8 protein-coding genes and 5 pseudogenes are annotated in these 13,304 nt (G+C 68.4%); 7 read left to right on the top strand and 6 right to left on the bottom strand.

The annotated features are described in order from the left end of the window. The first annotated feature begins 110 nt into the window (after window positions 1–110). Window positions 111–854 (top strand): ABC transporter ATP-binding protein, encoded by a 744-nt coding sequence (locus ADK64_RS28775; RefSeq protein WP_078992891.1) that lies wholly within the window; start codon window positions 111–113, stop codon window positions 852–854. Next, window positions 851–3,196 (top strand): ABC transporter permease, encoded by a 2,346-nt coding sequence (locus ADK64_RS28770; RefSeq protein WP_053663565.1) that lies wholly within the window; start codon window positions 851–853, stop codon window positions 3,194–3,196. Before ADK64_RS28775 ends, ADK64_RS28770 begins: the two co-directional genes overlap by 4 nt. 1,465 nt (window positions 3,197–4,661) lie before the next feature. On the opposite strand, the gene ADK64_RS28765 is transcribed toward ADK64_RS28770, so the two are convergent. Then, window positions 4,662–5,531: a hypothetical protein gene (locus ADK64_RS28765; protein WP_053663563.1), complete on the bottom strand. Its 870-nt coding sequence runs from the start codon at window positions 5,529–5,531 to the stop codon at window positions 4,662–4,664. 156 nt (window positions 5,532–5,687) lie between these two features. Here ADK64_RS28765 and ADK64_RS46170 point away from each other — a divergent pair, with 156 nt between their 5' ends. Beyond that, window positions 5,688–5,861: a hypothetical protein gene (locus tag ADK64_RS46170; RefSeq protein WP_159046354.1), complete on the top strand. Its 174-nt coding sequence runs from the start codon at window positions 5,688–5,690 to the stop codon at window positions 5,859–5,861. 204 nt (window positions 5,862–6,065) lie between these two features. Here ADK64_RS46170 and ADK64_RS28760 read toward each other — a convergent pair. The 4 genes and pseudogenes from ADK64_RS28760 to ADK64_RS28740 form a co-directional block, all read right to left on the bottom strand. Beyond that, window positions 6,066–6,693, bottom strand: a pseudogene (locus ADK64_RS28760) (hypothetical protein); the annotation flags it as partial. A 682-nt stretch (window positions 6,694–7,375) separates the two neighbouring features. Then, a complete protein-coding gene (locus ADK64_RS28755; RefSeq protein WP_053663561.1) occupies window positions 7,376–7,939 on the bottom strand; it encodes a hypothetical protein in 564 nt (187 codons plus the stop codon). Between the two features lie 780 nt (window positions 7,940–8,719). After that, on the bottom strand, window positions 8,720–9,127 hold the full coding sequence (locus tag ADK64_RS28745) for a hypothetical protein (RefSeq protein WP_159046353.1): 408 nt from the start codon (window positions 9,125–9,127) through the stop codon (window positions 8,720–8,722). Window positions 9,128–9,730: 603 nt separating this feature from the next. Then, window positions 9,731–9,970: pseudogene (locus tag ADK64_RS28740) on the bottom strand (hypothetical protein); the annotation flags it as partial. A gap of 126 nt (window positions 9,971–10,096) precedes the next feature. On the opposite strand from ADK64_RS28740, the gene ADK64_RS28735 reads away from it, so the two are divergent. Together ADK64_RS28735 and ADK64_RS28730 are read left to right on the top strand one after the other, a co-directional pair. After that, window positions 10,097–11,221, top strand: coding sequence for an alpha-hydroxy acid oxidase (locus tag ADK64_RS28735; protein ID WP_234384736.1), 1,125 nt, complete (start codon window positions 10,097–10,099; stop codon window positions 11,219–11,221). A gap of 160 nt (window positions 11,222–11,381) precedes the next feature. Next, window positions 11,382–11,471 (top strand): annotated as a pseudogene (locus tag ADK64_RS28730) (cold-shock protein); the annotation flags it as partial. A gap of 66 nt (window positions 11,472–11,537) precedes the next feature. Here the strand turns inward: ADK64_RS28730 and ADK64_RS28725 are convergent. Then, a pseudogene (locus ADK64_RS28725) lies at window positions 11,538–12,307 on the bottom strand (transposase). Between the two features lie 249 nt (window positions 12,308–12,556). On the opposite strand from ADK64_RS28725, the gene ADK64_RS28720 reads away from it, so the two are divergent. Beyond that, entirely contained in the window at window positions 12,557–13,024 is a 468-nt protein-coding gene (locus ADK64_RS28720; protein WP_053663555.1) for a MarR family winged helix-turn-helix transcriptional regulator, read from the top strand. Window positions 13,025–13,121: 97 nt separating this feature from the next. Beyond that, window positions 13,122–13,238: pseudogene (locus tag ADK64_RS28715) on the top strand (cold-shock protein); the annotation flags it as partial. Between the last annotated feature and the right edge of the window lie 66 nt (window positions 13,239–13,304).

Raw genomic sequence — 13,304 nt, 5'->3', positions numbered from 1 at the left:
GCGGGCGTCCCTCTCCGGGTCCACCTCGTACATCGCCAGGATGACCGCCGCCGCGGGATACCTCCGGGGGCTGACGCTCGGGGCTGCCCACACCGCCTACCGTCCCTGTCATGACCACCGAAGACATCAACGGCACGACTGCGCAGCCCAGTACGGCCGCCGTGCGCGAGCAGGACGTCGTCCGGGTGAGCGACCTGCGCAAGGAGTACGGCGACACCGTCGCCCTGAACGGGGTGTCGCTGGAGATCGGCGCCGGGGAGGCGGTGGCGGTGATGGGGCCGTCGGGCTGCGGCAAGTCCACTCTGCTCAACATGATCGCCGGCCTTGACCGGCCGAGCGCCGGCCGGGTGCGTGTGTACGGCGAGGACCTGGGCACGATGAACGAGACCGGGCTGGCGCTCTTCCGGCGCCGCCGGATCGGCATGATCTTCCAGTTCTTCAATCTCATCGACGACCTGCCCACGATCGACAACGTCGCTCTGGCCGCCCAACTCACCGGAACGCCCACTCGTCAGGCCCGGCGCCGGGCGCTGGAGCTGCTGGACGAACTCGGCATCGCCGACCGCCGGAACGTCTACCCCGCCGCGCTCAGCGGCGGCGAACGCCAGCGCGCGGCGGTGGCCCGCGCGCTGATGAACCGCCCCGCGCTGCTGCTCGCGGACGAACCCACCGGCGCGCTGGACAGCCACGCGGGCGAGCAGGTCATGGACCTCCTCATCGACCTCAACGAACTGGGACAGACCCTGCTGCTGGTGACGCACGACCAGACACTGGCCACCCGCTGCGCCGGCCGCCTGGTAATGATGGCGGACGGCCGGATCACCGGCGAGCGGACCCTGGAGCGGTCGGCATGAGCGCGGTGTGGCGGGCCTCGCGCGCGGCCGTGCGCCGCCGGCGGCTCCAGACCTCCGTGATCGCGGTGGTGGTCCTGGTCTCCAGCATGGCCCTGGTGGTCGCCCTCGGCCTGCTCGATGTCGCGTCCGGTCCCTTCGACCGGCTCTTCGGCCAAGCGCACGGCGCGCACGTCGTCGCCACCTTCGACGCGGCGAAGGTCTCAGGCGCGGAACTGGAGCGATCTGCGGAACGTCCGGGCGTACGGGCCTCGGCCGGGCCGTTCCGGCAAGCCGTGATCGACATGCCGGAAAGCGCGGCGTCCCAGATGCCCGGGATGGCGCCCGGCCCCCTGACACTCGTCGGGAGGGCGGGCCCCGGTGGCGACGTCGACCGACTGGACCTGTTCGCCGGGCACTGGGCCACCGGCCCGGGCCAGATCGTGCTGGCGTTGCCGGACGCGCCTGGGATGGGCAACGGGGCGCACTCGCCGCTCGGCAAGCGGATCCAACTGCCCGGGCAGCGGCCCCTGACCGTGGTGGGCCTGGCCTCCAGCGTGAGCGGCACCGCGCAGGCATGGGTCTCTCCGCAGCAGATCACGGCACTGCACCCCACGACATACCAGATGCTCTACCGGTTCGACCGGGCCGCGACAGCCCGCGAGATCAGTGAGGATCTCTCGGCGGTGAGCGCCGGTCTGCCGTCTGAATCGCTGGTCGCCCACCAGTCGTACCTGACCTTGAAGGCGCAGGTCGCGGCCAACCCCAACGCCTACGTGCCGTTCCTCATGGCCTTCGGGATCCTCGGCCTGCTGGTGGCCTTCCTGATCGTGGGCAACGTGGTCAGCGGCGCCGTCGTCTCCGGCTTCCGGCACATCGGTGTCCTCAAGTCCCTGGGCTTCACGCCCAATCAGGTCGTCGCGGTCTACCTGGTGATGGTCTGCGTCCCCGCCACGGCGGGCGCGTTGGTCGGCACGGCCCTGGGCGGGGTGGTCGCACCGCCGCTGCTGCACCAGGTCTTCCAGGGCGCAAAGCTCGGCACTGCGACCGTGCACCCGACGATTAACTCCTGGGCGTACGCGACCGCCGCACTCGGCATGCCCCTGACGGTACTGCTGGCCGCGCTGATCCCGGCCCTGCGTGCACACCGGCTCCCCGCGGCACGCGCCATCAGCGCGGGCAGCGCACCGCACGGTGGACGGCGACCGGCTGTACAGCGGTGGCTGAGCGGGGTCCGGCTGCCGCGCTCGGTGACCCTCGGCCTGGGCCTGCCCTTCGCCCGGCCCGGACGGGCCCTGCTCACCGTCGCCTCGGTCCTGCTCGGCGTGGCCACGGTGACCTTCGCCACCGGTCTGTCGGCCACCATGGTCTCCTACGGCCACGCGGAACAGGACTACGGCAAGGCACAGTCGACCGTCTGGCGAGGACAGACCAAGTTCGACCAGACCGCCCCGCATCACAACGACGCCGCGACACAGACTCTCCTGCGCGGTCTGCCGCATGTAGCGGACGTGGCCGCAGTGGGCTTCATCAACGTACGGATCCTCGGCAGGAGCGAAGGAGTGGCGATCGAGGGCGTGCGCGGGGGACCGTCGGCTCTCCCGGACAGCCTGGCGCGGGGCCGCTGGATGAGCAGACCCGGCGAAGTGGTGGCCTCCGGCAGATTCCTCGCCAAACAGGGACTGCGGCTCGGCGACTCCTTCACCCTGACCACGGCGGACAGCCGCCAGGAGCGCGTGACCCTGGTCGGGGAGATCCTGGCAGGCCCGGAGGACTGGATGCGCGCGGACTGGTCGACGCTGACCGCTTTGGCACCGCACGCGCAGGCCAACCAGTACTGGGTGCGCCTCACCCGCGGCGCCGACTTCAACGCCTACAAGAAGGCCGTACAAGCCGCCGACCCGGGGCTCTACCCGATCGAAAACCCCATGCTGAACGCGGACGCCGTGACCGTCATCAGCTCCGCGTCCGTACTGACCCTCATGCTGACGCTGGTCGCAGCGATGGGCGTGTTCAACACCGTCGTACTCAACGCACGGGAGCGTCGGCGCGACCTCGGGATGCTCAAGTCGATCGGCATGACGCCACGCCAGGTCACGGTGATGATGGTGGTGTCCATGGCCGGACTCGGGCTGGTCGGCGGGATCCTGGGACTGCCGCTCGGAGTCGCGGCGTACCACGTGGTGATCCCGATCACCGAGCACGCGGCCCAACTCACCTTCCCGACACGAATGCTGGCCGTGTGGCACCCAGGAGTGATGACCTTGCTGGTGCTGTCCGGGGTGGCGATCGCCGCACTGGGTGCGGTGCTGCCGGCTCGTGCGGCGGCACGGCAGACCATCGCCCGCGTCCTGCACACCGAGTGACGGCCGGTGGTCGTCCCTCCTGTGGCGTCGACGCGTCAGACGAGACCTCCATCGGCCCCGGCCTCCCTGCGTCGAGGCCAAGACCACGTCGGCGTGCGCTTGCCGGAACTGAACGCGCGTATGGGATCGGGTCCCTCACGTTGGGGGATCTGGCTCCGTCTTCGTCGTGGACAACGGACAATCTCAAACCCTGTCCAGAACTTAGGTTCAGAGATGGGTTCCGAAGGTGCGCTGGTGCGTGCCCGGGAAGTTGCTCTCCGCGCGGGACAGTGGCGTGCTCCGGGCTGGAGAGGCTCCCAGGGCGGCCGATGGTGTACCGGTCGCCGGGTTCGCGGACGAAGCCGCAGTGGGCGTTCATCGCTCGCTTCAGATGAGTGGCGGGGATCTTGCGGCCGCTCATGGCCAAGGCGTCCCGCAGTTCGGCGGGTGCAAGCGAGGCGCTGGAGCGGGCGAGGTAGCGTGCCGCAATCTGTTCGGGGACCGGGCCAGGCGGGGGGTCGACGACGATGAGGGAGTCACGGATGCGGGCCTGCTCCAACGCCGCAGTGCCGGCCTTCTCTACCAGCGGCCGGGCGAGCTCCCAGACGCGGGCGGCGTTGCGCCGCCAGGTATCGCTGCGCAGGTAGCCGCGGCGCTGGCAGATCCACACGGCGGAGGCGACGATTGCGGTGGCCAGCACCGGGTGCCGCTGCGCGGCAGCGACCAACTCGCCAGCGAAGTTTGCAGCGAGACGCAGCGCGAACTCGGTCACCAGGGCGGCGTCCACGAAGTCAGCCTCGAAGCCAGCCAGGCACAGGAGGTCTTTCGCAATCCGGATCCACTCTGTGGCCGCGAAGCCGAAGCGGGCAAAGACACTGTCCTGGGTGATGACAACCGCAGGGGCCAGAAACTCGGCTAGGGCCATGGTCGGGACGTCGTCGGGGTCGCCCCACCACTGCTTGGGCAAATCCTGGTCGACGTGCATGATCTGCTTGGCGCCCGGAGCGAGGTGGTCGCGGATCTCTAGTTCGACCAAACGGGCCGAGGGCAGGACCACCTGGTCCAGAAGACGGCGCACCTCGCTCTCCGACACCTGGTAGCGCCGGGCGAGCCTGGGGAGGTGCCGATCGATCTCCGCCGGCACGTGGGCAGCGATGTAGGGAATGGACCGGCCAGTGCCAACGAGCCCCGAGAGCAGGTCTTCCTGCTTGCCGTTGACGACCATGTCGCAGCCCATCACCAGCAACGCGTTCGTGTCGACGACCGGCACCAGGACGGGCTTCGGATGCGTCATCGGGTACAGCAGCCGGCGAGGCGTCGTTGATTGGCGCAGGAGCACCGGAGGGTAGGGCAGCAACATGCCTCAAGTGTGGCGAGCCCCACGGACCTTCTGCGAGAGATTTCCGTGAGGGTCCGCAGCTCCGTGGAGTGGGGGCCGATGCCGGGCGTGCCCGTCAGATCCAGCCGCCGGTTCGGGCCACACGGGTCAGCGGCCGGCCGGCTCCGGGTAGCGGCCCCGGCGCCGGTCCGGGTCATTGGGTGGCACGGAACCCGATGCTGATGTCGAGGGTCCGGCAGGCACGGGAGGGAGCAGTCCCTTGGCGTTGAGAAGGTTGATCACCTTGGTGTAGGCGGCGATGAACTCGTCTCGCGCTCGGCATGCCTGCCGGTTGAGTTCGTTGCGCTCGGCGCTGGTACCGGGATAACTGATCTCAAGGACATCCTGACCTTCGTCGGAGATGTCGTTCATTCCGTTGAGCTCGAAGCACAGGGCGCCGAGGGCTTCAACGAGTTCGCGGTGGGCTTCCTGCAGCTCGGGAGCGACGTAGTCGGGCCTGTCGGTCTCCAGGGGGCGGCGAGCGTCGCACACCAGGTCGCTCACGGTCAGCGGGACCTTGAACATCGTCTCGGCGTTCTCGAGCCAACGGAGCCATGAGCCGTCGAGCGGGAGGAGGCGCAGCAGCCGCGCGGCTTTGGCCACGTCGCCGACATGCGGCGCCGCCACGGCCAGGGCGACGAGCTGTGCGGAACGGGCAGCCGGCTCCTTCGACACCACGGACGCGTCCCGTTCGTCGGTCGCCTCCTTGCGCCGGTCACGCCACCAGTCGATCCCCCTCGGCAAGACGCCGTTCTTCTCTGCCCGGGGTTCGAGCAGCTGGATCAGGTACCGGAACGGCCTGTCGTCCTCGGGAACGTAGTCGCCCCTGAGCCAGTTGCTGAGCTTGCCCCTGCCCAGCTTCACGATCGGCGTCTGCTTCCTGCCCTGCGTCTCGATCTGGGTGTACGAGAGACCCGAGGCTTCCTTCAGCCTCTGCAGTTCCCTGGCCAGCCGGTCACGCGCCGACGTCTCCCCCATGGGTCTCCCTGTTCAGTCCGAACCCCTCGCTGAACACTATCTTCACCCGCACCGGCCTGGCCTGACGCCCTGTTCAGTGGTTCAGGCCCCTCGCTGAACACCCCGGCGCTCCGCCCCCTTGTCGTCGTCACCCACGACCACGCGAGGGAGCAGAAGATGAAGATCACCACGAAGCGGGCGCAGGACCGGCAGCCCCAGGCGCGGGGGTGCCGGATCGCCCCGGCGGCGAAGAAACTGGGCGAGTGGATCGTGCAGGGAGCCTCGTCCGGCGCCGTACGGGAGATCCTGCGGTACGCCGTGGACGCCCTGGACCAGTGGCTCCAAATGTGACTCCTCATCGAGGCGGACGTCCTGCTCGTGAAGGGCGGGAAATCGGGCGTATCTACGAGGTCTTGCGCAGCTTGAGCAGGTCTACGCACGCGTGCACGCAAAGGAGCCCTGGGTGGCTGCGGGCGGAGCGCAGCCACCCAGGGCTCCGGCGTCGTCCAAGCCCGGAGCACGGGGGATGGCTTGGACGACGTCTCCGGGGAGGCCTTACAGGTGGCCGACGATCTTGGCGAGGAAGTCCGCGTGTGCCTGGACGTCATGGCCGAGGACGACCTGATGGTGCGGGAGCGCGGCGAGCCGGTCGGCGACGGCGGCACGGGCCAGGTCGTCGCCGCCGCCGTTGATGCCGGGGGGCGAGACCGAAGTGGTCCGGGTAGCGGTCCTCGGTGGCGCCGCTCATGAAGTCGTCCTCGCCGAGGGCCCGGTCGCCGTCGACCACGGCCGGGACGGCGAAGGGCTCGATCCGGGGGAACAACAGCCCTGCCGCGCGCCCGCCGGTCGCCAGTTCCATCCCGAACCAGGTGGCGAACTGGTCTGGGAACACCTGCACCTTCCGCTCCCGCTTGCCGCCCGGCTCCCACAGCGGCTCGCCTCGGCCGGCCAGCAGGGCGTCGGTCACGTCCTGGTGCTGCGTGGGGTGGAGTTGCTCGCCCGCCTGGAGCCGCTCGCGCACGACGTCGTACAGGCCCAGCGCGTCGAGCAAGCCCAGCCCGACGGCCGCCGCCGACGGCCACGGCAGCACGCGCAGCTCACCGCCGACCACCTTGACGAATACCCGGTCGTTGGCAAGCAGTTGGGCGCCCCGGCTGGCGAGCAGCAGCGCGGACCCGGCGCCCGGGGCGTCGTGCGACTGCCCCTGTCCCGTAGCAGCCTTGCCGGTGATCGTCTTCAAGTGAGCCGTGGCGGAGTCGAGTTCCCGGTGCAGCGCCTCGCGCACCGCTTCCGTCCCGCTCTCCGCGAACGCCTTCAGCTGGCTCGACGCGGACAGCATCATCGCAGCGAGGGTCTTGTGGGTGGCCCAGATGTCGTCCCAGCCGATCAGCGCCTTGAACCACCCGATGAGGTCGATGCCGATGAGCTTCAGCAGCGCGTTGATCGCCTTGAAGACATGGGCCAGAGTCTTGAGGACGAACGAGAAGATCTTGCCCGCGACCTTCATCACGCACTGGAGGCCCTCCTCCACTGCCGTGACGACGAGGCGGAACTCGGTCTTGATCCGGTCGAAGAATTCCTTCCCCCACTTCTCCAGACGGTCGAGGCCATCACCGACGAAGTCCTGGATGTCGTCGAAGACGTTCAGGACCTGCCCTCCGTACGCCTCCTCATACAGGACCGCGTCGCTCGGCGCGTCCTCCGCCTGCCACCGCCCGTCGGCGTACAGCAGGGTGAATCCGTGACATCTCCTCCAGCACGGAGTCGACCCGCTGGAGTCCGAGCAACTCCACGCCGCGTCCCAGGGCCTTCAGGTCTTCATCCGAGAACGTAAGGGCAGGGCCCTCCCACCAGTGAAAGCAATGTCACACATGCGGCTGGGTCCCGTCCCGTAGCGGGGCGAAGACATCGCGGCAGCCGCCGCGGGCTCCGTCCCAGTTCGCGCCGCCGTACCAGTGCAGCCAGCCCCACTGAACGCAGCTGCTGCTGTTGATCTCCGCACCCGCGCGCCATGCGTCCTCGGATTTCGGGTCAGTGGCATCGTGGGCGTATATGCCGTCTCCGCCCGCAGTCGGGCCGGCGTCGGCCGTGGTGTGCAGCACGTCGTCCCACTCCAGGCCGTAGGGGCTGCTGACGTACAGGTCCACCCAGGCACGGGGGTTGTTGGCCCGGAACGTGGGGTCCCACGTCCAGTAAACCCCCACCCGGTCGTTGCAGGTGTCCCAGTACTGATCGACCCAGCCGGCGGAGACCTGCTGGTACATGTACTGGGCGTGGTCGCCGATCCAGACATCGCCGCAGTCCGCGCTGGCGCGCTCGGCCGCGGTCGCGGTGTTCGCCGTGCCCACGGTGGTGCCGGCAGCGAGAGCGAGCGCCGCGGTGGCCACGGCCAGGGTGCGGCGCAGCTCGGGCGTGATGGGCGCAGACAAGGCTCTCCCCCGTGTCGCTGCGGCGACGGCGAGTGCGGCTGCTGTACGGGACCCGCGTAGACGTCTGCGACGGGGACTGGTTCGGGTCGAGCGACGCATGAGCTTGTTCCTCTCGTTGGGGATACCAGGTGACGAACGTCGTGATCGGGCTGAACCCGGTTCGCGGGAGCAGGCGGTGTCCTGAACGAATGGGACATCCCGACGTGATCGCCGTCTCCACGCAGGATGGCGAGATCCGAGAAGGTGTGGCCTGGCGTGCTTCCCGTCAGGGCACGCAACTCACGTACCAGGTGCGGCTGGTCGCTGGAGCCGGCCCGGCTGTCTTCCTTACGGCGCTCATCTGTTGTCCTCTCGGCCAAATCGGGTCGATGGCTGCTCCGGACGTGCGCGAGCTCTGCGCTGCCTTTGACTGACCGACAGCCCACTGTCGCCTAGACAGCTAGATTTGTCTGGGGCACGACTTCGCGGGTGCCGCTGATGGGCAGGCGGCGCGGTCTACGCTCCTTCGCAAATCATTGGCCGGCAACGCCCTTTGCGGAGTGTCCGGTTGCACAGTGAAGCGGGTGTTCCGATGCCGCACTACACAGTGAGCTGAGAAGAGCGAAGGTGAAGCCTTGGACCGCCCCCTCCAAGCCTCGACAGGTACCACGCGGTCGCAGTGAGCCGACCACGGAGAGCACTCCACCACCAAACAGGCGGCCTGGTCCGCATCCGGCAGCAGGACATCGCCGAACGCCTCGGGCTCACCCAGTCCGTCGTCTGATGGTGCTTCCCGCGCTGTCAGCACTGAGGGATGTTGGGGTCCCGGTTGACGCTGCGGGCGTTGCCATCGGCGTACCCGGCGAAGACGTAGACGGTGGGTAGACCCGTGCGCCACCCGAGTCCGTCGGGCCAGTCAACCTCGTTCGTGCGGTACCAGGTGTCGCCGTAGGTGCCAATACTCTGGCCGACGGTCCAGCACTGCGCGACGATAGCGCCACCCGGAGGAACATCGGACACCTGCTGGCCGTTGATATACAGCTTGCCGTCGGTGGTGTTGGAATGGTTGTAGAGGCCGACATAGTGGCCGACGCTGATCGGCACGGTATCGTCGGCGGAAGCGCTCCCCGTAGCCGTGATGAGCGCGCCGACACTCAGTGCGGCGGCCGTGGCAACCGTCGCCGTGCGGCGTCCGAACATGAAGCTCATGAAGTGTTCCCCCTGAGTGTGGTCGCGGCCTGTCATGGGGCCGCTGAACGTTCCCGTTGTCTGCGTCGCCAGCCTTGCGTGTAGCGGCTCGACCAGGCTGCCTCGGGTGGCCCGGTGGAGTCACGTTTCCCGTACAAGTCCGTACACCCGCGAATCTAGGACCGGCAGCGCATTGTGTGGAGTGTCGAGGTGCACAGTGAACCGAGAGTTCCGGTGTCGCAGTGCACACCGAGCCGAGAAAGCGCAGGCAGGGCCTCAACAGCCCGAGCCCTCGATTTCCACGAGGCACACGTCCGCTGGCACCTGAAGGACCCGGACGGATCCATCAAGGCCCTGCGCCGGTCCAACGCGGTCCGCTCCCCACTGGAGCGCCAGGGACGCCTGCACTGACTCGGAGTGAGCAGCGGCGGTAAGACCGGCGAAGGACCCCGGGTCGCCTTGCGCCCCGGGGTCCTTCGCCGTCCGGGGCCAGCCGCACCGCTCTCAGGCCCTACACGCACTGGGGTGCGATGCCTGGGGGTTCTGAGCTGCGGCATCGCACTGGTGTGCGTGTAAGCCCTGGGATCTTGGGCCGCTCCCCCGGCGAACTACGTTGCAGCGGGGGGCGGGATCGGTGAACGAAATCGGCTTGCCGGTGGCGTGGGCATAGTCGATTTCCCTGCGCGTGGACTCGCCGATGTAGCCGCCAGGGTTGACGACCAGAACCCGGTCTGCCAGGTCGATCTTGCGCAGATGGAGGGCGTCCAGAGCGGTCTTCTGCTCGTCGGTGATCAACTCGTCTGCTTCGCCTGGCGCGACAACAATGATCCCGGCGAAGGTCAGATCACGATTCACCGCACGCATCTCGTCCACGAACCGGGTGGAGCCGCAGATGCAGACGGACCGTTGTGGATGCAGCGCTGGCGCCGTGGCCGGGGCTGACCGGAACCGGGCTTGTCTGCGCCAGCCGGGCCTGGTGAGGTGACCGTCGTGGCGGCGGACAAGGCTCACTCGGGCAACTCCCCCGGTACCAGCGGCCGGAGCATGCTCACGCTGGACGACTACTACGCCGCGGCGCGTTCGGTGGTCGAGTCCTCTGTCTGGGACTACATCGACGGCGGCAGCGGTGATGAGACGACCCTGCGCGAGAGCCTGGCCGGCTACCGGCGCTACCGGCTGCGCCCGCGCGTCCTCGTCGACGTCTCCCGCTGCGACCTGCGCACCACGCTGCTCGGTTCCCCGGTCTCCCTGCCCGTCGCGGTTGCCCCGACCGGCTTCCACGGGCTGGTCACGCCGGAAGGCGAGGTGGCCTGTGCCCGCGCCGCGGGCCAGGAGGGCGCGCTGATGGTGGTCAGCACGTTCGCCACCACGCGACTGGAGGATATCGCCCGGGTGGCGCGGGGACCGTTGTGGATGCAGCTGTACGTCTTCCGGGACCGCGCGGTCAGCGAGGATCTCGTCACCAGGGCCGAGGCGGCCGGGTACCGGGCGCTAGTCGTCACCGTGGACGCCCCGGTCCGCGGACGCCGGGTACGGGATATGCGCAGCGCCTTCGCCCTCCCTGCGGGGCTGGCACCGGCGAACTTCCCCGACACTTGCGCCGACGGATCCCCGGCCGAGCTGGCCGCGGTGATGGCCCGACGCATTGACCCCGCCTTCACCTGGGACGATCTGGCCTGGCTGCGCTCGCTGACCCGGCTTCCGATCGTCCTCAAAGGCGTGCTCACCGCCGAGGACGCGGCCCGCGCAGCAGAGTTGGGGGTGGCTGCGGTGGTGGTGTCCAACCATGGCGGCCGCCAGCTGGACGGCGCGGTCACCGCCCTCCACGCGCTCCCCGAAGTGGTCTGCGCCGTCGCTGGACGCTGCGAGGTCCTCATCGACGGGGGCATCCGCCGTGGCTCGGACGTACTGATCTCCCTGGCCCTGGGCGCCCGGGCGGTGCTCGTGGGCCGACCTGTGCTGTGGGGCATGGCCGTATCGGGGACCGAGGGTGCGCGGAACGTACTGTCCATCCTGGGTGCCGAGTTGGAGACTGCCATGGCCCTCTGCGGCCGAACAGACCTCACTTTTGTGGACGCAAGCCTGCTGCACCCGACACTCCACTACCCCTTCTAATGATGGGGTAGTGGCAGGGTAGGCGGCGGTTGCCATGGGCGACGAGCCGGGCAATGACCCGTTCCACGGGCGGGCGCCAACGGCGGTAGTCGACCGGCCAGCTGGGACCGGTGGCCTGCCGCCTGGCATCGGCCTGCAGCTCGTGATGCGGGCCTCCCCTATGGCGACCGGCACAGTGAAGTTTTTCAACGCCGAGAAGGGCTTCGGTTTCATCGCGCAGGACGGCGGTGGCCCGGACGTGTTCGTCCACTAAAGGTTGTCCCGTAAGTGATCTTGGAGGAGGGGGATGCGGACGGGCTGCGTACGAACTCACCTCTCATCCAACGAGGTTGAGGTTGTGCAGGCGGGCGATGCCGAGCATCGCGTGGTGCACGCCGTCACCCTTGAGGCGGCAATCGCGCAGGATTTTCCAGCCCTTCATCCGGGCGAAGGCATGCTCGACGCGGGCCCGGACTCGTTTGTGGGAGCGGTTGTGTTCGTTCCTCCAGGCCGGGAGGTCCTCGCCTTTGGTCCTGCGGTGCGGAATGACCAGACCGGTGCCCTGGTAGCCGCCGTCGGCGATGGTCATGGTCTTACCGACGGCGTTCTTGGCTCCGGATTCCTCCCAGCCACGGGAGTCGTGCCGATTGCCAGGCAGGGGCCGGCCGACCACGACAACCAGGCGGGTGTCGGCGTCGATGACGACCTGGTGGGCTGTGGAGTAGCGGTAGTTCTTCGACTGCTCGGCGATCGTGCGGTCACGAGTGGGCACCAGGGTGCCGTCCACGATGAGCACGGTGCCCTTCGCGAACCGCTTGCGTGACTGGAGCGCGAGGAGCGGGCCGAGGTGGTCGATGATCCGGCAGGCCGTGGATTTCGAGACACCGAACAGCGGCGCGAGCTGTCGCATCGTCAAGTTGGTGCGCGCCAGTACACAACGCCCAGCAAGATCCGGTCTTCCAGCGACAGGCTCCACGGTCGGCCGCGATGTCCGTCGGCCACAGTTTCGCGGCGTACGGTCGTCACCAACTTGCTGAAGCAGCGCGGGCTCAGCCCGGCAAACGGGGCTATCCAGGAAGGTTCCGATGCCGTGATCACGCTAGTCACCGGAAGGTCGTCCCACCTGTGACCAGGTGCTACAGGCAGCCTTCCAGGATCCGATGGTCGTTCGACAGCAGGGGGCAACGTCTCAAGTGCCCCCTCGGCCAGGGGCGCAGGCAGAAGCTCCTCGTTCCCGCGCCGACGGCCACCCGGAAGGTCACTCGCTTGACCTCAACCACACTTGAGGTCCTACGTTCTTCGCATGACCTGCACGGTGTGCGGGCTCCACACTGAAGTACCTGGAGGGGGCCTTCCGTGACGACCCAGCAACTCTCCGACGCCGAACTTGCCAGCCAGCCCGCCGCGTACTGGACCGGTGTCGCCTACGAGGCGCTCATCGCGTACATCCGGGCCCGGCAGGCCGAGAAGGGCTACACCCAACCCCAGTTCTGGCTGCTGCGCAACCTGTCGAAGAACGACATCTCGCCTGACGGAGAGGGGATGACCCTGTCCGAGCTGCGCCAGGCCATGGCCTCCTACATCCGGCCCGAGGACGATCTGGCGGCGGAGGCCGAAGTGCTCCTGGAGCGCGGCTGGTTGACCAGGGACTCCGAGAACCGACTGTGGCTCACCGCAGAGGGAGAACATGCCCGCGTTGACATGGCCAGTATCGCGCCCTCGATCGTCGCCGTCCTCCACGAGGGCATCGACGACGCGGACTACGTCACCACGGTGAAGGTGCTCCAGCGGTTGATCCGCAACGCGGGCGGGACGGCCGCCTGACAGACCATGAGCCCGACGCAAAGCGCCTCCGGGCGTGACCAGATCTCGAACACGTCTTGGGGTCGAATGCGCAAACCGATCTTTGCGGGACAGCCTTTACTCCGCTATCAATGCCGCCGGCTTCAGGGCTCTGGAGGAAAACCAGCTGGTCACGTTCGACGTCGTGCAGGGGCCCGAGGGCCCCCAGGCGGAAAACGTCACCCCCCAAGGCTGAGCTCGCCCTTCCCCGCAGCACGACATGGGCCCGATCCGACACGGACCGGGCCTGGCCTTGATCTCA

Source organism: Streptomyces sp. MMG1121 (genome assembly GCF_001280015.1).
Classification (GTDB): domain Bacteria; phylum Actinomycetota; class Actinomycetes; order Streptomycetales; family Streptomycetaceae; genus Streptomyces.
This window is presented reverse-complemented; position numbering and strand designations above follow the sequence as displayed.